At 42.3% G+C, this 17,186-nt stretch carries 17 protein-coding genes and 1 other RNA gene; 7 read left to right on the top strand and 11 right to left on the bottom strand.

The genetic code is table 11. From position 1 onward, the window contains the following. The first annotated feature begins 10 nt into the window (after positions 1–10). Positions 11–2,212, top strand: coding sequence for an ATP-dependent DNA helicase RecQ (locus FG28_RS00920; RefSeq protein WP_036385963.1), 2,202 nt, complete (start codon positions 11–13; stop codon positions 2,210–2,212). Here the strand turns inward: FG28_RS00920 and FG28_RS21025 are convergent. The 4 genes from FG28_RS21025 to FG28_RS00900 all read right to left on the bottom strand — a co-directional run bounded on the left by FG28_RS21025 (position 2,209) and on the right by FG28_RS00900 (position 3,670). Continuing rightward, positions 2,209–2,604, bottom strand: a complete 396-nt coding sequence (locus tag FG28_RS21025) for a DUF2752 domain-containing protein (RefSeq protein ID WP_036379153.1) — start codon at positions 2,602–2,604, stop codon at positions 2,209–2,211. The two genes, FG28_RS00920 and FG28_RS21025, sit on opposite strands and share 4 nt — an antisense overlap. Then, a complete protein-coding gene (locus tag FG28_RS00910; RefSeq protein WP_036379152.1) occupies positions 2,591–2,875 on the bottom strand; it encodes a CD225/dispanin family protein in 285 nt (94 codons plus the stop codon). Before FG28_RS00910 ends, FG28_RS21025 begins: the two co-directional genes overlap by 14 nt. Positions 2,876–3,003: 128 nt before the next feature. Beyond that, positions 3,004–3,336, bottom strand: a complete 333-nt coding sequence (locus tag FG28_RS00905) for a CCC motif membrane protein (protein ID WP_036379151.1) — start codon at positions 3,334–3,336, stop codon at positions 3,004–3,006. 16 nt (positions 3,337–3,352) lie between these two features. Beyond that, positions 3,353–3,670, bottom strand: coding sequence for a DUF2752 domain-containing protein (locus FG28_RS00900; RefSeq protein WP_316930836.1), 318 nt, complete (start codon positions 3,668–3,670; stop codon positions 3,353–3,355). A 76-nt stretch (positions 3,671–3,746) separates the two neighbouring features. On the opposite strand from FG28_RS00900, the gene FG28_RS00895 reads away from it, so the two are divergent. Beyond that, complete coding sequence (locus FG28_RS00895; protein WP_036379149.1) at positions 3,747–4,289, top strand: Smr/MutS family protein; 543 nt, start codon at positions 3,747–3,749, stop codon at positions 4,287–4,289. A 5-nt stretch (positions 4,290–4,294) separates the two neighbouring features. Here FG28_RS00895 and FG28_RS00890 read toward each other — a convergent pair whose 3' ends face one another. Further along, positions 4,295–4,813: a hypothetical protein gene (locus tag FG28_RS00890; protein ID WP_036379147.1), complete on the bottom strand. Its 519-nt coding sequence runs from the start codon at positions 4,811–4,813 to the stop codon at positions 4,295–4,297. A gap of 110 nt (positions 4,814–4,923) precedes the next feature. Here FG28_RS00890 and FG28_RS00885 point away from each other — a divergent pair, with 110 nt between their 5' ends. Further along, on the top strand, positions 4,924–6,072 hold the full coding sequence (locus FG28_RS00885; protein WP_036379146.1) for a cysteine desulfurase family protein: 1,149 nt from the start codon (positions 4,924–4,926) through the stop codon (positions 6,070–6,072). Here the strand turns inward: FG28_RS00885 and FG28_RS00880 are convergent, their stop codons facing one another. Genes FG28_RS00880 through FG28_RS00870 form a run of 3 tightly spaced genes read right to left on the bottom strand, consistent with a single transcriptional unit; the run spans position 6,073 to position 10,897 of the window. Further along, positions 6,073–6,723: a hypothetical protein gene (locus FG28_RS00880; RefSeq protein WP_036379145.1), complete on the bottom strand. Its 651-nt coding sequence runs from the start codon at positions 6,721–6,723 to the stop codon at positions 6,073–6,075. A gap of 9 nt (positions 6,724–6,732) precedes the next feature. Next, positions 6,733–9,165, bottom strand: a complete 2,433-nt coding sequence (locus tag FG28_RS00875) for a carboxypeptidase-like regulatory domain-containing protein (RefSeq protein ID WP_036379144.1) — start codon at positions 9,163–9,165, stop codon at positions 6,733–6,735. Positions 9,166–9,205: 40 nt separating this feature from the next. Next, positions 9,206–10,897 (bottom strand): M23 family metallopeptidase, encoded by a 1,692-nt coding sequence (locus FG28_RS00870; RefSeq protein ID WP_036379143.1) that lies wholly within the window; start codon positions 10,895–10,897, stop codon positions 9,206–9,208. A gap of 168 nt (positions 10,898–11,065) precedes the next feature. On the opposite strand from FG28_RS00870, the gene FG28_RS00865 reads away from it, so the two are divergent. The 4 genes from FG28_RS00865 to rny all read left to right on the top strand — a co-directional run bounded on the left by FG28_RS00865 (position 11,066) and on the right by rny (position 13,452). Continuing rightward, positions 11,066–11,356 carry a hypothetical protein gene (locus FG28_RS00865; protein ID WP_036385962.1) on the top strand — a complete coding sequence of 97 codons (291 nt, stop codon included), beginning with the start codon at positions 11,066–11,068 and terminating at the stop codon, positions 11,354–11,356. A 14-nt stretch (positions 11,357–11,370) separates the two neighbouring features. Further along, a complete protein-coding gene (locus FG28_RS00860; RefSeq protein ID WP_036379142.1) occupies positions 11,371–11,664 on the top strand; it encodes a cell division protein ZapA in 294 nt (97 codons plus the stop codon). A 54-nt stretch (positions 11,665–11,718) separates the two neighbouring features. Next, positions 11,719–11,828: non-coding RNA, 6S RNA (gene ssrS, locus FG28_RS20370), on the top strand. A 52-nt stretch (positions 11,829–11,880) separates the two neighbouring features. Continuing rightward, positions 11,881–13,452: a ribonuclease Y gene (rny, locus tag FG28_RS00855; RefSeq protein WP_036379141.1), complete on the top strand. Its 1,572-nt coding sequence runs from the start codon at positions 11,881–11,883 to the stop codon at positions 13,450–13,452. On the opposite strand, the gene FG28_RS00850 is transcribed toward rny, so the two are convergent. From FG28_RS00850 to FG28_RS00840, 3 genes are all read right to left on the bottom strand, one after another. Further along, positions 13,445–14,275, bottom strand: coding sequence for a class I SAM-dependent methyltransferase (locus FG28_RS00850; protein ID WP_036379140.1), 831 nt, complete (start codon positions 14,273–14,275; stop codon positions 13,445–13,447). The two genes, rny and FG28_RS00850, sit on opposite strands and share 8 nt — an antisense overlap. Positions 14,276–14,323: 48 nt before the next feature. Next, positions 14,324–14,953, bottom strand: a complete 630-nt coding sequence (locus FG28_RS00845) for a cation transporter (RefSeq protein WP_036385960.1) — start codon at positions 14,951–14,953, stop codon at positions 14,324–14,326. A gap of 73 nt (positions 14,954–15,026) precedes the next feature. Next, positions 15,027–17,084: a DUF349 domain-containing protein gene (locus FG28_RS00840; protein WP_036385958.1), complete on the bottom strand. Its 2,058-nt coding sequence runs from the start codon at positions 17,082–17,084 to the stop codon at positions 15,027–15,029. Positions 17,085–17,186: the final 102 nt, after the last annotated feature.

Below are 17,186 nucleotides of genomic sequence, written 5' to 3'. Positions count from 1 at the left end.
AAATGCGGAAATGAGCCTAACGGATACTGACTTACACGCTTCCCTGAAAAAATATTTTGGTTTCTCAAAGTTTAAAGGGCTACAGGAAAAAGTAATACAGAACATTCTTGAAAATAAAGATACATTTGTGATAATGCCCACGGGAGGTGGAAAATCACTTTGCTACCAACTCCCGGCCATTATGAAGGAAGGTACGGCCATCGTGGTCTCACCTTTGATCGCTTTGATGAAAAACCAGGTGGATGCCATTCGGGGCATATCCGAACAGACAGGGATTGCCCATGTGTTGAATTCTTCCCTTACCAAGACTGAGATTAAACAGGTAAAGGAAGATGTCTCCAATGGTGTCACAAAACTGTTGTATGTGGCACCTGAATCCCTCACCAAAGAAGAGAATGTGGAGTTTTTACGGAATGTGACGCTTTCCTTTGTAGCTGTGGACGAAGCGCACTGTATCTCGGAATGGGGACATGATTTTAGGCCGGAATACCGAAACCTTAAAGGAATTATCAACAGGCTGGGTGATGACATTCCCATTATTGGCCTAACGGCTACGGCGACCCCAAAAGTGCAGGAAGATATCATCAAGAACTTGGGAATGACGGATGCCAAGGTGTTTAAGGCGTCCTTCAACAGGCCCAATTTGTTTTACGAGGTTCGACCCAAAACACAAAATGTTGATGCAGATATTATCCGGTTTGTAAAGCAAAACCAAGGTAAATCAGGGATCATTTATTGTTTAAGCCGTAAGCGGGTAGAGGAATTGGCCCAGGTACTTCAGGTCAATGGGGTCAGTGCGGTGCCGTACCATGCCGGGTTCGATGCCAAGACCCGATCAAAATATCAGGACATGTTCTTGATGGAGGAAGTGGATGTAGTGGTTGCAACCATTGCATTTGGAATGGGTATTGATAAACCCGATGTTCGCTTTGTCATCCATCATGATATTCCCAAAAGTATCGAAAGCTATTATCAAGAAACAGGTCGCGCTGGAAGAGACGGTGGTGAGGGACATTGTTTGGCCTTCTATGCCTATAAAGATGTGGAAAAGCTTGAAAAGTTCATGTCCGGTAAACCTGTGGCCGAACAAGAAATTGGAAATGCACTGTTGCAGGAAATTGTGGCGTATGCCGAAACTTCCATATCCCGAAGAAAATTCATTCTCCATTATTTTGGGGAAGAATTTGACGAAGTCAATGGCGAAGGTGCGGATATGGATGATAATGCCCGAAATCCCAAGCCCAAAGAAGAGGCCAAGGACGAGGTGGTGAAACTCCTCAGTGTGGTGCGCGATACCAATGAAAAATTCAAGACCAAAGAAGTTGTGCGTATATTGGTAGGCAAGACCAATGCCATGATATCGTCCCATAAAACCGATGAAAAGGAATTTTTTGGTATTGGCGCCGATAAGGATAAAATGTACTGGATGGCCCTGACCAGACAGGTGTTGGTGGCTGGGTTACTGAAAAAGGAGATTGAACGATATGGCATTTTGCACTTGACCAAAGCTGGAGGGGACTTCCTCAATAAACCAGAATCTTTCCAGATGACGAAGGATCACCAGTACAATGAAGAAGGCAACGACGCTGTGGTAACCGCAGGCAAGTCTGGCGGGGCAGTGGCAGACGAAAACTTGCTCAAATTGCTCAAAGACCTGCGCAAAAGAGAAGCGCAAAAAATGGAGGTGCCACCTTTTGTCGTGTTTCAAGACCCTTCGTTGGAGGATATGTCCCTTAAATATCCCATTACCATGGATGAATTGCTCAACATTCAGGGTGTTGGGGAAGGCAAGGCCAAAAAATATGGAAAACCCTTTATAAGCCTCATTGCAAAGTATGTGGATGAAAATGATATCATCCGTCCGGATGACCTTGTGGTTAAGAGTACCGGGGCCAATTCAGCACTGAAATTGTACGTGATCCAAAGCGTGGATCGAAAATTGCCCTTGGATGACATCGCTTCGGCAAAAGGACTGGAACTGCCCGAACTCATCAAAGAAATGGAACAGATTGTGTTCAGTGGCACAAAACTCAATATAGGCTATTGGATCGATGAAATTTTGGATGAGGACCAACAAGAGGAAATCCACGACTATTTTTTGGAAGCAGACACCGATTCAATTTCAGATGCCGTTGAAGAGTTTGAAGGCGATTACGAGGACGAAGAACTCAGGCTATACCGCTTAAAATTCATCAGTGAAGTGGCCAATTAAGGAGCCAAATACGCAAACGGATATATGGTAAGATTCCGAAGGAACATGAAGAGCAGCACCATGATCAATACAATGATGGGTGCATATCTGTAATTCAAAAAACTTTTGGTTTTAAGCACCCTAGCCTTTACAAGACCATGCTGTGCAAGCACAAATAGGGCAGGTAGCAAAAGCATATTATGGCTTAAGGCATCCCCAATACGTAAGTGGAGCAAATCGTGTATGGCCCTTTGGCTTCCACAACCCGAACAATAAATTCCTAAATATTGATAGGAAGGGCATTTTGGAAAAAACAATCCCTTCTCAGGATTGAAGGAAAAGTAAAGGAGTATTGCCAAAACTGACAATACTCCCAAACCTATGAGTAATACCGATTTTCTAATAGTTGGCATTTGCAAGACCACCTAAGAGTGCAAAGCCAAAGATGGCAAAATAGACGATCCATATCAGTGCAGCTGCAGCTAAGCCGATAAGAGCCCACATCTTGGCGTTTTTTGATGCACTCTCTGCTTCTGCGTACTCACCCCTTGCATAATGCTCATTTACTTTGGATGCATAAATAATACTTGCAATTCCGGTTGCGATACAGCAAAAAATAGTGCTTAAAATGGCCAAAACCATATAATTGTTTGGCTTTGGCGGCATGTTTTGGTTGTTTTCCATTGGTTGTTGTGATTATTGGTGTTGTTTTAAAAGTGAATTCAATTTTCTCCTGGATTCAGCAAAGTTTTCCTTTCCGGCCGTAACCAAGTAGGTCCGTCAAGCAAGTGATTAACACAGAAATGAATCAATTATTGCCCAAATAAATCTTCCATTGCTTCACGAAGAGCGTCCGGGTCTTGCATGGTATCCCACCCAAACGTTGAATAGATCCAAACAATGTACGCCACAAACAGGAGATTAAGGACTATTCCGATAATGGCCAATATTCTACCGGTCTTCACATTTTGTACACCATCATACATTTCTGGGTTAGCTGCGTAAAGTTTTAGGGCTTGGTTGGCCAAAACCAAAGCGATTATACCGAATATGAGCCCAAGGATACCATAACAACAGCAGGTTACAATGGAAACAATACCAAATATTAGAATCAGCGTTGCATTAGGGAGTTTTTGTCGTTCCATAATTTTATTTTTTTGGTTAAAAAAGGATATTCATTTTTATCAAGTAGCTTACCAATATGGCGCCAGCCGTAGTAAGCATTAAGATTAACTTTATTTGGTCTGCAAATTTGAATTTTATAAATAGGGTGGAAACTAAAAAGGCCAATAATAAAATAATGGGATAAATGGCAGGGTACATTTTGAATGCTTCCACAAAATCACCCTGAAAAAGCAATTGTACCGAGCGTTGCATACCACAACCGGGACACTCCACCCCAAACAATTTTTTGTTGAGACAGGGCAGCATATACTCCTTTAGGCTGATTAAATAAATGGTTGGTTGTAGGTACATCATCACTGTAACTGTCAAGAAAAATACTATTATTTTTGCTTATGGGATTAACTTTTCAAGATTTTTTTAGCTGGGATTTATGAGCAGGATTGCTGTAGGGGATAAGGTTGAGGTATTGGATGAGGCCATTTCAGGACGGGTGGAATCCATTGAGGGTGATGTAGTCACTTTGATGACTTCCGAGGGCTTTCCCTTAAAATATCAGCTCAAGGAACTGGTGAAAGTTGAAAGAGGCATTAAAGTCTCCAATTTCGAAGTGGTTCAAGTTAAAAAAGAGAAGGAACAGCCCAAGAAAAGGAAAACTTCAAGCATTAAACCCAAAGAACGGAACGCCCCCAAAATGGAGGTGGACCTACATATTCACCAATTGGTGAAATCCAGCAAGGGACTCAGTAATTTTGATATTCTCAATATTCAGATGGAAACCGCAAAACGACAATTGGACTTTGCCATTGAAAAACGAATTCAAAAAGTGGTTTTTATCCATGGGGTGGGAGAAGGTATCCTAAAAGAAGAACTCTATTACCTTTTCAAAAAGTACGACAACCTAAAGTATTATGATGCCGAATACCAAAAATATGGGTTGGGTGCCACGGAGGTCTATATTTTTCAAAACAACTGAGGTAGTTACTGGGGAACGGCAGTGGTAACCTCTCCAAACTCATTGATGGTAAGGTCGGTAATTCGTTCATCGGTGCCGGTAACAAAAGAAATACCGCTCAAACGTATGGTGTGTACAAACTCCGTATTGTCTTCGTTTGCGGTTGTTTCAACGGTCACGGTGCCGTCCTGGGCCTCGATTTCTTCCACAACCGTAGGTTCAGTGGTGGGGATATCGTCGCAAAAATAATTTTTGGTGACACCATCAGAAAAGATACGATACGTAACCTGGGATTGATTGGGGATAGCACTTTCAGTGGTTACGGTTTCTCCCACAACACCTTTGTTCAACACACCGCTCTGGAGTTCCAAGATCAAGGCCTCATCGTCATTGATCTTGAACATGATGTTCTTGGTGTTTCGTATCGGTGCAGTGCAATACTGAATGGCAACACTATCAAAATCTATGGTCTCAATCTGTAGATCACCATCACTACAAGAAAGGAACATCCCCATGTAGAGGACCAAAAAGAAATATTTTCCCATGCACCAAATTTAAAGCAATTCCATTTTAATACCCCAATCCTTCGGAATACTTTAAAAGAAATTAACTTTATTTCCTGTATTTTTGAGGGCTCAAAAAACTACTCAAGTCCATGCAAAAAGTGTATTTGGATAATGCGGCGACAACCCAGGTGAGGGATGAGGTCATTGCAAAAATGCAAGAAGCCTTGGCCGTATACTACGGAAATCCATCGTCTACCCACAGCTTTGGAAGATCGGCAAAGACTGCTGTTGAAAAAGCACGAAAAACAATAGCCAAAACCTTGAATGCGCAACCGTCGGAAATTATTTTCACTTCTGGCGGAACAGAGGCGGATAATATGATTTTACGTTGTGCTGTCCGTGATCTTGGGGTGAAAACGCTGATAACTTCCAAAATTGAACACCATGCCGTGCTGCATACCGCGGAAGAATTGGAAAAAGAATATGGTATTTCCGTAAAATATGTTGATTTGGATGAAAACGGCAATCCTAAATTAGATCATTTGGAAGCCTTATTGATCCAGGATGACTCCAAAAAGTTGGTCAGTTTAATGCACGTGAACAACGAGATTGGAAACATCACTGATATTGAGTCCATTGGAAAACTGTGCCGGGAACACGGAGCGCTTTTTCATTCAGATACCGTACAATCCATTGGGCATTACCCTTGGGATGTGCAAGGCGTCCCCATTGATTTTATGACCGCGGCCGCCCATAAATTCCATGGACCAAAAGGCATTGGCTTTGCGTTTATCCGTAAAAACTCTGGATTAAAGCCCCTAATTTTTGGAGGGTCGCAAGAACGTGGTTATAGAGCAGGTACGGAGGCCTTCCATAATATAGTGGGGTTGGAAGAAGCTTTCGTGAAAGCATACGAGCGTTTGGAGGAAGAGACCAAAACCGTAAAAGAACTGAAACAGTATTTTATCGATAAGGTAAAACATGAAATCCCAGACGCTATTTTTAATGGTTTGTCTGCAGATTTGGAAAAAAGCACCTATACATTGGTGAATGTGCGATTGCCCTTTGATAAACAGAAAGGGTTGATGCTGCTGTTCCATTTGGATATGAAAGGGATAGCCTGTTCCAAAGGAAGTGCTTGTCAATCCGGGAGTAATCTGGGCTCGCATGTGCTTACAGAAATCCTTTCGGACAAGGAATTGGAAAAACCTTCCTTGCGTTTTTCGTTTTCCATGTACAATACCAAGGATGAATTGGATTATACGGTTCAGGTACTCAAGGAATTTGCAGAGAGCTGATCAGTTTTTGTTCCTTCGTTTCTTTTCTTTGTCGTAGGGAAACTTACGAGAAGCGGTCTTCATCATTTTATCGATGAGTTCTGTGGTGTTCTTTCCTGTCTTTTTGGAGATTTCGTTTTCGTACTTCCAAAGCAATTTTCCCGTTTCCCCATCACTGATTTTCACCCCGATTCGTCCATAGTTGGCATCACCGCTGAAATAATCCAAAAGATTGAAGTCGGTAGGAACTCCTTCGGAAAGTAGAATGTTCAGGTTGAGGTTCCCGCTGATGATTCCGTCCACATCCAGAATCTTGCAGAGTTCTTGGGTGGTGTGAATATCAATATTGTCATAATCAATGTCATTTTGCGCTAGAATGGCGTTGGTGTTCAAGATATTCTGAAAGTCCACATTAAACTTTTTGCGTTCCTTCCGTTTGGAAAAATAAGTTTCCAGTGCATTCTGTACCGCGTACCCTTCGCGTTCCGCCAACACTTTCAGTTCGTTGCGGTCTACCACCTCTTTTAGTTCCAGATGAGCAATAAAGGGCATAATGGCCAGTACTTGATGGTCCTCCGTTAGTTCATCAAACTTTCTGTTCTCATAAATGTTTTTCTGGGCCGAAACCAAGGCAACGGTCAAAAACAACATCATGGAAACGATTTTTTTCATCGGTATCATTTAAAAACGCACCCCAAATTTTATATTGAGAATACGACCCGTCAAATAATTGGGCACGGCAAATTGTCTTTGAGTGTCCACGTCCCTGACCCATGTATTGGTAATGGAGTTTTGGTTGTTGAACATGTTGAAAATTTCAAAGCCAACACTAAACTCCTTGAACTTATGGAGCCAATGCCCTTGGGGGTGTTTGTTTTTTTCGTCAGCAAAAATATAGGAAATTCCCATATCGGCCCTTCTATAATCTCTTAATCTATTCTGAAAATTATAAGGATCGGCATAATTGGGACTTCCACCGGGAACTCCGGTGTTGTAAACAAGGTTCAAGTATAGCTTAACGTTGGGAATATTAGGTACGTAATCTTGAAATAAGACGGCAAGTTTAAGGCGTTGATCTGTTGGTCTTGAGATATAACCGCGATCATTCCAATTTTCTTCGGTTTTCAGATAGCCCAGGCTCACCCATGATTGCGTACCCGGGACAAAGGCCCCGGTAAGCCGAAAATCGAAGCCAAGCGAATAGGCGGTAGCGTTGTTTTGGGCTGCATACCGAATACGAACGTCTTCCACAGTGTAAGGGTTAACATGGGTCATATCTTTAAAATAGGCTTCACTGATCAGGGTAAAAGGCCTATTCCAGAGGATAAAACTGTACTCGCTTCCCAAAACATAATGAATGGATTTCTGCGCCTTCACATTGGGATTGATATTTCCCTCACTATCCCTAAGCTCTCGATAAAAGGGTGGCTGTTGGTAACTTCCAATGGCCATGCGGAACAGCATGTCCTTTTTCCAGTTGGGTTTGATGGAGAACTGACCCCTTGGACTGAAAACAGTTTGAGCATTTTTACTGAAACCATCTCCTTTTAACACCCAATGTTGGGTCCTAACTCCCAAATTAAAATAAATATCATGCTCATTCCATTGGGTATGGCTTGCATATTGCACAAAACCTGAGAGTCGGTTTGTTTGGGTATTATTAATGGCCTGGACGCTTTGGTAGGGAATAATGTCACCGGTAAAGGGTTCTTCCGGTTGGTTGTTCACTAATTCAGAATTGGGCGGACGAATGATGTATCCTGCAGAATCAATAAATTCGGATTCCCTGATGTGATCCTTGATGTCTTCATGGGCAAACTTTATGCCCCACTCCAGGATTTTCCCATTTTTGGAAATCTTGCCTCGATGCGAAACAGTAAAAATCAAAGCGTCCAATTGGTTTCTAGCCCTATTGAATTGGGAACCAATACCTCGTGGGTTGACTACTTCCCCCAAGGTTTCACTGCCAAGATTGGTATCCACATCGCCCAGTTCATAAGATGCGATTACATCAGAGAATTCTTCTTCTTGGGTATGATAGGATGAGGTGATGAATTCAAGTTTTGTTTGGTCGTTGGGGAACAAATCGGCCTTTAAAGCACCCAGCGTGTTGGTGTATTTATTGCGTTCCCTACCCTGATAAAAGACCAATAGTGCACGTGGATCGTTCAAAGTTCCAAAATTGGTCTGTCTGGTAAGAGGTTCGTTGGTATAGTCGTTAATAGAAAACGTCCTCAAAAAATTAAGATGGAACTTTTTCGAAAATCGGTAGGTAAGATGACTCTGGATATCCAAAAATCTTGGATTGAAATTTCCCTGTGTTTGCAGACTGTTCAAGAAAAGTCCATTATTTCGATAACGGATTCCAGAAATACTGGTGAACTTTTTGTTCTTGGAGATGGTTTCCAAGCTTCCACTGGCGCCAAGCAAACTGCCATCCGCCCGTATCTCGAAAGAAGTTGGGGTTTTATAGGTAATGTCCAGCACAGAGGATAATTTGTCCCCGTACTTGGCTTGGAACCCTCCCGGAGAAAATTGCAAATTGGAAATTAAATCGCTGTTCACAAAGCTCAGCCCTTCCTGCTGTGCAGAACGTATCAAAAAGGAGCGATACACCTCAATCCCGTTCACATAGACCAAGTTTTCATCAAAATTGCCACCGCGTACATTGTACTGGGTGCTCAATTCATTGTTGAACGACACCCCTGGCAACAACTTTAGGATATTTTCCACTCCCGCATTGGTCCCTGGTATCTTTCGCGCTACCTCAGGAGAAATTGTGGTAATGCCCTCAACATTTTTGTTTCCTGTGGCAGAAACATCAACTCCTGCAATCTGTATGGCATCCAACTTCATCACTGGATTAAACTCAAAAGTCTCATTGGTGGTAAGGATGAGGTTTTGCAAAACCACATTTCCATGCCCTATATGGGAAAACGTAATGGTGTTGGGAGTTTCAGCCACCAGTTCAAGAACATAATTTCCGTTTTCGTCGGAAACCGTGCCCCAATTCCCAGAACCAACGTTGACGTTGGGAATAGGTTCGTTGTTTTCGTTCAATACTGTCCCCAGCACAGTGGCGGTCTGTCCTTGGAGAACAATGGCCCAAAGCATTGGTAAGAATAAGGTTATGGGCTTTGATGGGATCAATAGGTTATTTTCTGAAAAAAGTACTGGTGAACGTACTGCTGTTGCCTACATTATCCGTAACGATGACTTTGAGTTCGCATTGTGTTTCATCTACTATTTTGTCGTCAAAACTATAGGTGATGGTATTGGTCTTGGGCTCAAATTCCATAAGGATCCATTTCCCATTCAAGGTAGCCCTGTAGGTATCAATGCCACTTAAATCATCAGTTATGGTCAAGCTCAAATAGCTGTAGTTGCTCAGCCACTGTTTTTCTTTGAAATTTTTGGGAGTGATGGTAGGGGCCACACTGTCCCGAACCAGTGTATAGGTCCCCAAGTCCCGTGTTCGAGTGGTGAAAGAACCGTCCCGTTTGTAGGTTGTGGCATAGGAAGGTCTTAAATCTTCATCCAATCGGGCTATGAACAGTTGTTTTCTTTCTGATAGTGGGTACTGTGACGGATCAAAGCTTATGGTGAAGTTTCGATGTGCCGCAACGCTGTTATCGTGGATGGTAACGGTGTCCTTACCCTTTTTTAGGTTGATGTAGAAATCCTTGTAAAAGGTATTGGCGGGGAAATACACTTTGGCAACCCCCAAGTCAAAGTTGTTGGGTTTGTTGGCAAGGATGAAGTTTTCGGTGACTTCTTCATCTTTTACAATTTTTGGGATTTCCCTTTTGCCTTCAACTGGAATGACCAATTTGGTTTCATTTCCCTGAATATCGGAGATAAGGATTTCAACAGTATAGGACAAACCTTCCTCAATGTCAATTTTTCCATCATTATAGAGCGTTTTGTATATACCGAGGTGGTTATAGGGCTCCTTGAAACATTTCTGGATACGCTGTCTGAATTTACCAAAATGCTCATAATCAATCAAAGTGTTGATATAGCGGGTTTCGCCAAAGGAAAAGGTTTCAAAATCATATTCGGAGTGTACCCTGCCATTCACGGTTTGCTTTACGGCGTACACTCCATTTTGGTTGGCGGCCATATCGAGCCGATCAAAACTGTTGATGCCAAACCCAATGGTGCCAATGGCGGTTACCTTATCGGCCATAAAGGAACCATCCGCTTGACGGGTAAAATTGAGCTGTATTTTTTTGGCACTCTGGTTTATCAAGGCATCATCGGACAAAGGATATCCATAGAGCCCAAGTAGGGTAGGATCAGTAGCATCTCTAACGTCATAGCCATAAAGCAGGGGGTTGGTAGGTTTTTCGGTTACGCTGCTACGGATTTCAAAATGGAGATGGGGGCCTGCGGAGCCACCCGTATTTCCGGAATAGGCAATGACACTGCCCTTTGTGACTTTTAGCTCGCCATAATCGGGAAAGGCCTCAACTTCATAAGACTGTTTGTTGTACTGTATTTTTTTGATGTATTCCTCTATTTCTGGACCAAATTTTCTAAGGTGGGCATAGACAGAGGTGTAGCCATTGGGATGTGCCACATAAAGTGCCTTGCCATAGCCCCAATGTGAGATTTTTATCCGGGTGACGGTGCCATCACCAATGGCAAAAACAGGCAAACCTTCCCGTTGTTGGGTCTTGATATCCATTCCCGAATGGAAATGGTTGGATCGGAGCTCACCAAAGGTGCCGGCAAGGATCAGCGGAATATCCATTGGAGGCTGAAAAACACCTTGGGGGTATTTTTCTTGCGCGGCAAGTGACAAGATCACTAAAAAAAGGACTCCAAAAAGATTGAGGCGCATATTGCTTTTTGTTATTGCTTACGAAAGTAACCAATGTTTTCTTTTGTAAAAAGAGATTTAAGATACCTTACGAAACTTAAACCAACACTTTAAGAATATCTACAAAAACTATTGCGAGGTTATCCAAGGATAGTTAACTTTGTGTCATACGCATTGATGTTTGCAATTATGGGCGAACTAGTTGAGATTGTTGATTCTTTGGAGAACAAGGTTAGCAAACTGTTGCACAAAATGGAACTGATGCATCAGGCCAATGCCAAGTTGAAAGAAGAATTGAACCTCGCCAGAGAGGAGAACAGAATACAACAGAACGCCGTTTTGGAATGGGAAGAAAAGTACAATTCCTTAAAAATGGCAAGCTCAATGTTGGGTGGTAATACTAGCAAAACAGAAGCTAAGCTCAAAATAAATACATTGATTCGCGAATTGGATATATGCATAGCCAAACTTGCGGATTAGTTTGAACTGAAATTATGGATGAGAAGCTGAAAATAAAGCTTTCCATAGCCGATAGGGTGTATCCGTTAACGATAGACCCAAAGCAAGAGGAAGGATTGCGCAAAGCGGCCAAGAACATTGAGAATTTGGCCAAAAAATTTGAGCAAAACTATGCGGTAAGGGATAAACAGGACGTTTTGGCCATGTGTGCCCTTCAGTTCGCCTCAAAAATAGAGCAAAGTGGAATAGACCGTACGGAAAGTACCGAAGCAGCGTTTGAACGCCTTAAGGCGTTGGATGACTTGGTACATTCCAAACTCGGTGAATAAGTTCTTTTAAATAAAATATTGTTACTGCCCACATTGGTAATTATTTTTTGACAAACTCAACACTATAACAATTAGAAAGGGTGAGTTTAGGTTGTAAAAGCAGGCCCTACCTGTATAGGGATCCTTGAGCAGCTTGTTAGCCCTAAACCTGTAATTAGGAGTTTGTACAAAACTTCCACCAATGTGGGCTTTTTTTATAACCAAACATAATTCAACATGGATAATATCATAGTAGTTGTCGTAGCAGCTGTTGTTGGATTGGCGATAGGATTTGCAATTGCCAAGATGATGGAGAAGGGAAAAGCGACCAAGACCATTGCAAACGCCAAGAAGGAAGCAGCGAGCATCATAAATGAAGCAAAGAAAGAAGGGGAGAGCATTAAGAAAGACAAGATATTCCAAGCCAAGGAAAAATTCTTGGAATTGAAAGCGGAACATGAAAAGGTCATCAACAACAAGGATAAAAAAATTGGTGAGGCCGAAAAACGGACCAGGGACAAAGAATCCCAAGTAAGTAGTGAACTGGCCAAGAACAAAAAATTGAATGAACAGCTAGAGCAGCAGATTAGGGAGATCGACCATAAAAGCGAAATTCTTGACAAGAAACAATCCGAAGTAGAAAAACTGCACAAGAGCCAAGTCCAGCAGTTGGAAGTCATTTCTGGACTTTCTGCTGAAGATGCCAAGAGCCAGTTGCTGGAATCTTTAAAGGAAACGGCAAAATCTGATGCCATGGCCTATATGCAGAGCACTTTGGAAGAGGCCAAGCTTACCGCTCAACAGGAGGCTCGAAAAATTGTAATCAATACCATTCAGCGTATTGGAACAGAAGAAGCTGTTGAAAACTGTGTGTCCGTCTTCAATTTGGAATCTGATGACGTAAAAGGCCGTATCATTGGTCGTGAAGGTCGAAATATTCGAGCCCTTGAATCTGCCACGGGGGTTGAAATCATTGTGGACGATACACCCGAAGCCATTATTCTTTCGTGTTTTGATTCGGTTCGAAGAGAGGTTGCTCGATTGTCGTTGCACCGATTGGTCACTGATGGTCGAATCCACCCAGCCCGAATAGAGGAAGTGGTTAAAAAGACCGAAAAGCAAATCAATGAAGAAATTGCCGAAATAGGGAAGCGTACCGTCATCGATTTGGGAATCCATGGCTTGCATCCTGAACTGATCAAAGCCGTAGGACGAATGAAATATCGCTCTTCTTACGGACAAAACCTGCTGCAGCACTCAAGAGAGGTTGCCAAGCTTTGTGGCGTAATGGCCGCTGAGTTGGGACTTAACCCGAAACTGGCCAAACGGGCTGGACTTCTCCATGACATTGGAAAGGTTCCCATGGCTGAAGTGGAGGTGGAGACCCCCCATGCCATTTTAGGGATGCAATGGGCACAAAAATATGGGGAGAACAAAGAAGTTTGCAATGCCATTGGCGCCCACCACGACGAAATTGAAATGACTACTTTGATTTCGCCCATTGTCCAAGTTTGTGATGCCATCAGTGGTGCCCGACCTGGGGCAAGAAGACAGGTATTGGACTCCTACATTCAGCGATTGAAGGATTTGGAGGATATTGCATTTGGCTTCAATGGGGTGCAAAAGGCCTATGCCATTCAAGCTGGTAGGGAGCTTCGTGTGATTGTGGAAAGCGAAAAAGTGAGCGACGACAAAGCCGCTGAACTTTCTTTTGAGATTTCACAAAAAATACAAACGGACATGACCTATCCCGGACAGGTAAAAGTGACCGTTATCAGGGAAACCCGCTCCGTGAATGTGGCTAAGTAGATTTCTGGTAAACTCCGCTTTCCAGCATCAATAGCCCTTTTTGTAAATGGGCCAATAAGTTGGTGAGTTTGGAAACCGTGGAATCCCCCATGAGGACATTTAATCCCAATTTGGGTGGCCCCTGCTGTTTTACTTTAGCTAAAAGTGATGTAAAAAACGCTATCCCGGCTTGGGTCTGATCAGTTTTAGAAATGGATTTTAATCCCAAATCTTCAACAATATGGGCCATTTCATTGTTTTTAATGAGAAAACTTAAGTTTTCTTGTGACGCCCAGGGCATAGGATATTGAATATTCCCATCTTCCTTTCTGAAGATATCGTAATACAAAAAATACCCTCCGGGTTTAAGCACTCTGTGAGCTTCGCTGTAAAAATTTTCCTTGTCAGGAATATTCATTTGCACATGCTGCGTCCAGACCACATCAAATGAATTAGCTTCAAAAGGAAGTCGGGTGGCACTTCCTTGAATGAAAAACGTTCTGTCTTCCAATCCCACCAATTTGGAAAGTGCATTGGCCGTCCGTACAAACTCCGGGCTTAAGTCAATTCCGGTGGCCGTGCAGTTGAACTCATCGGCAAGCATTCTACAAGGGCCTCCAAGCCCACTTCCCATGTCAAGAACCTTTTTGTCATTCAGGTCGATGGATGCTGCCAATTCTTTGGAAACTGCAGCACCCCGCACATGAAATTCATCCACACCGGCAATATCACTTCGTTGTACGCTGTTTAAATCGATATTTTGATTTTCCAGACGGGCCAAAACTTCTTCAAACAGGCCTTCTTTGTGGTAATGTGCTTCTATTTTTTGGTCAAGGGGATTCATTTCTGTGACATTGGTCTATACGTATTGGTAGCGAAAGTTTTCTTTTGCTTACTCACAGCCGCAATATTTGTCACTATTCGCTTTTTCAAAACATTCCTTTCCTTCATTAAAGGCAAAATAGGCAAGACCCAAGGTTCCAAGGCTATCAATATATCCAATACCCCAAAGTTCATAGATTCCACTGCTGATCAGCAATATTATGGACATGTACACACAGACCAAGGTGCAATTGGCATCGGCCAAAATAGGAGCGGAGTCCAGTTTTTTCCCCACACTTCTTTTCCCCATGACCAAAGCCCACATTACCAAAATGGAAATTATGGAAATCACCACGCCCCAGAATGTAGTCAAAGGTTTGTGGCCTGTATACATGTTGTAGATGCTGGTTGCGACAAGAGCCATGACCAAAGCATAAAATGCAAAACCGGTGATTTTTAGTGCGGTACGTTCAAAATTGTCCCTATTACTGTTGGGCCGCCTTTGAATGCGAACAATCATGTGTGCAATTCCCAATCCAGAGATAACCTCTATAAAGCTATCTGCACCAAAACCGAACAGGGCCAAACTTTCATCTTCAAATCCAAGGTAGGTGGAAATAAGCCCTTCCAATACATTGTAAACAATAGTAAATATGGCAAGTACGAAGGCAATTCTATACTGTTTTCCTGTATCTACCATTTTGAAGTTGCTTGTTTTAGTGCCAAGTAGCGTCAACAAACATCATTTTGAAAAAAAATCAAAAAAAGGGGCTCTATTCTTCCTCAGAACCATCCTCATCTTCCTCCGCTTCACGATTCAGTTTATTTTCAAGGATGTTCAGTTTTTTGAGCTTTTCTTTCCAGGTTTGCAGCGTCTCTTTCTGCTTATTGATGTTGTTGATGACTTCTTTTACCAATGGATTGTCTTCAGAGTCATCCGAGAAGAACTGCAAATTGTTTTCCAACTGGCGTATCTCCGATTTGCTATCATTGATTTTCCTTCTGATGAAGACCCTTTCATTACCAATGGCGTGGTTATCTTCTGTCTTGGCCAGCTCTTGCACTTTGTTACCGTACTTGAGCAATTCAGATTCCTGTTTGCTTACGCCTACTTTTTTGAAAAGAGCATCAATGATCTTATTAAACTTACCATTGATATGTTTTTTGTTGTAGGGAATGCGACCGTATTGCTTCCATTCATCCAAAAATGCTTTAATGGAGGCCAAATCTTTTTTCTTGTCGCCCCTCAACTGGAAGGCCTTTAAACGATTCAGGCAATCATTTTTCTTCTCGAAGTTTTCGTATTCCTCCTTGTGTGCTTCGTTCTTTTCGGCATGTAAACGGTCAAAGTAGTGGTTGCAGGCATTCTTGAACTCATTCCAAATTTTGTCGGAATATTTACGGGGCACATGGCCAATCTTTTTCCAATCGCTTTGTATGCGTTTCATTTGGGGGGTTACCGCAGCCCAATCATCACTATCTTTCAAAGAAATTGCCAACTCCAATAATTCCCTTTTCTTCTCTAGGTTTTTATGCTGTTCCTTTTTTTGATCCTTATAGAAGGCATTTTTGTTCCTATTGAATTTCCGAACCACCTCCTTAAAGGCACCCCAAGTTTCTTCGTTTACTTTTTGGGGCACTTTTCCCGCTTTAAAAAAGGCGTCTCTCAGTGCTTCCACCTCTCGGATCTGTTGTTGGATTCCTCTGTGGTTATCTGCAACACTACCTGCAATCTTGGCAATGTCTTCAATGATTTCCTGTTTTTTCTCCAGATTTTTCTCGTAGACCTTTTCCAACTCCTGAAAATGTTCCTGTCTACGTTGGTGCATGGCTTTGGTGGCGTTGCTAAAACGCTCCCAAATTTCCTCGCGTTTTTCTTTGGCCACGGGGCCTATATCTTCTTTCCAAATTTTGTGCAGGGTTTGGAGTTCCCGGAATGCTTTGCCCAGATCGGGTTCATCGGCAAGTGCTTCGGCCTTCTCTACCAATTTTTCTTTTTCCTCAAGATTGTGCTTAAAGTCCAGGTCACGAAGCTCACGGTTTAAGTGAAGAAAATCGTAAAAGATTTCCATGTGATGGTGGTAGGTACGCCATACATCGTTGTAATTGGCTCGTGGAACAGGTCCTGCATTCTTCCAATTTTCTTGGAGTTCCTTAAAGTTTTTATAGGTGGTGTTGATATCCTCTTCCACATCAATCAGCCCTTTGAGCTGCTCAATGATTTCAAGTCGTTTTTGGAGATTACTCTTTAAGTTTTGCTCCAGTTGCTTGTAGTATTGGTCACGTTTTTCACGATATTCTCCATATACCTCATTGAACTGTCTTTTGGCAACCGAATTGTACCTAAAATCTATCTCATTGCCACCTTTGGAAACAAATTCTTCTTTTTTATGCTCTAAAAACTCCTGAAATTTTTGGTCAAACTCGTATTTAATGGAACTTACATGCTTGTGTATGGCCTGTACTTTTTCATTTTTGACCAAACGCTGTAATTCACCCACAAGGTTTTCCATGGACATGGCATGGTAATCCAACATGGGAATGTAATGCCGCTTTTCATTATCTGCATCTTCAGCATCCTCGGCATTGGACTCATCTATTTCGTCAATGGCTTCGTCGGAGTCTTCTTTAGGTGAAGCTTTTTCGGTTTCCTCATTGGATTCGGGGGGTGAACCATTTTCAGATTTGGTTTCTTCAGCTTGTTCAGCTACAGCGGTATCGGACTCTTTTGGTTCAGAAATGGGGCTTTCTTCCAATGGAGTCTTTGTATTGTCCGATATTTGTTCAGTACCACCTTCAGCTTGCTGAAGTTTACGCTCATTTTCCTGCATTAGTAGTCTCCTTTCCTTTGGATTGATGATAATTATAGCCAATTTAACAACTAAATTACCTAATAACAAAAGTATTGAATCTTCTTTTGCACAAGATTTTTA

Source organism: Muricauda sp. MAR_2010_75 (genome assembly GCF_000745185.1).
Taxonomy (GTDB): domain Bacteria; phylum Bacteroidota; class Bacteroidia; order Flavobacteriales; family Flavobacteriaceae; genus Flagellimonas.
Note: the sequence above shows the minus strand (reverse complement) of the source record. Positions and strands in the feature narration are given on the sequence as shown.

Coding starts and splice junctions, on each gene's coding strand:
- FG28_RS00920 (WP_036385963.1), top strand. CDS start 11: ATGAGCCTAACGGATACTGACTTACACGCTTCCCTGAAAAAATATTTT.
- FG28_RS21025 (WP_036379153.1), bottom strand. CDS start 2,604: ATGCCAACTATTAGAAAATCGGTATTACTCATAGGTTTGGGAGTATTG.
- FG28_RS00910 (WP_036379152.1), bottom strand. CDS start 2,875: ATGGAAAACAACCAAAACATGCCGCCAAAGCCAAACAATTATATGGTT.
- FG28_RS00905 (WP_036379151.1), bottom strand. CDS start 3,336: ATGGAACGACAAAAACTCCCTAATGCAACGCTGATTCTAATATTTGGT.
- FG28_RS00900 (WP_316930836.1), bottom strand. CDS start 3,670: ATGATGTACCTACAACCAACCATTTATTTAATCAGCCTAAAGGAGTAT.
- FG28_RS00895 (WP_036379149.1), top strand. CDS start 3,747: ATGAGCAGGATTGCTGTAGGGGATAAGGTTGAGGTATTGGATGAGGCC.
- FG28_RS00890 (WP_036379147.1), bottom strand. CDS start 4,813: ATGGGAAAATATTTCTTTTTGGTCCTCTACATGGGGATGTTCCTTTCT.
- FG28_RS00885 (WP_036379146.1), top strand. CDS start 4,924: ATGCAAAAAGTGTATTTGGATAATGCGGCGACAACCCAGGTGAGGGAT.
- FG28_RS00880 (WP_036379145.1), bottom strand. CDS start 6,723: ATGAAAAAAATCGTTTCCATGATGTTGTTTTTGACCGTTGCCTTGGTT.
- FG28_RS00875 (WP_036379144.1), bottom strand. CDS start 9,165: ATGCTTTGGGCCATTGTTCTCCAAGGACAGACCGCCACTGTGCTGGGG.
- FG28_RS00870 (WP_036379143.1), bottom strand. CDS start 10,897: ATGCGCCTCAATCTTTTTGGAGTCCTTTTTTTAGTGATCTTGTCACTT.
- FG28_RS00865 (WP_036385962.1), top strand. CDS start 11,066: ATGGGCGAACTAGTTGAGATTGTTGATTCTTTGGAGAACAAGGTTAGC.
- FG28_RS00860 (WP_036379142.1), top strand. CDS start 11,371: ATGGATGAGAAGCTGAAAATAAAGCTTTCCATAGCCGATAGGGTGTAT.
- rny (WP_036379141.1), top strand. CDS start 11,881: ATGGATAATATCATAGTAGTTGTCGTAGCAGCTGTTGTTGGATTGGCG.
- FG28_RS00850 (WP_036379140.1), bottom strand. CDS start 14,275: ATGAATCCCCTTGACCAAAAAATAGAAGCACATTACCACAAAGAAGGC.
- FG28_RS00845 (WP_036385960.1), bottom strand. CDS start 14,953: ATGGTAGATACAGGAAAACAGTATAGAATTGCCTTCGTACTTGCCATA.
- FG28_RS00840 (WP_036385958.1), bottom strand. CDS start 17,084: ATGCAGGAAAATGAGCGTAAACTTCAGCAAGCTGAAGGTGGTACTGAA.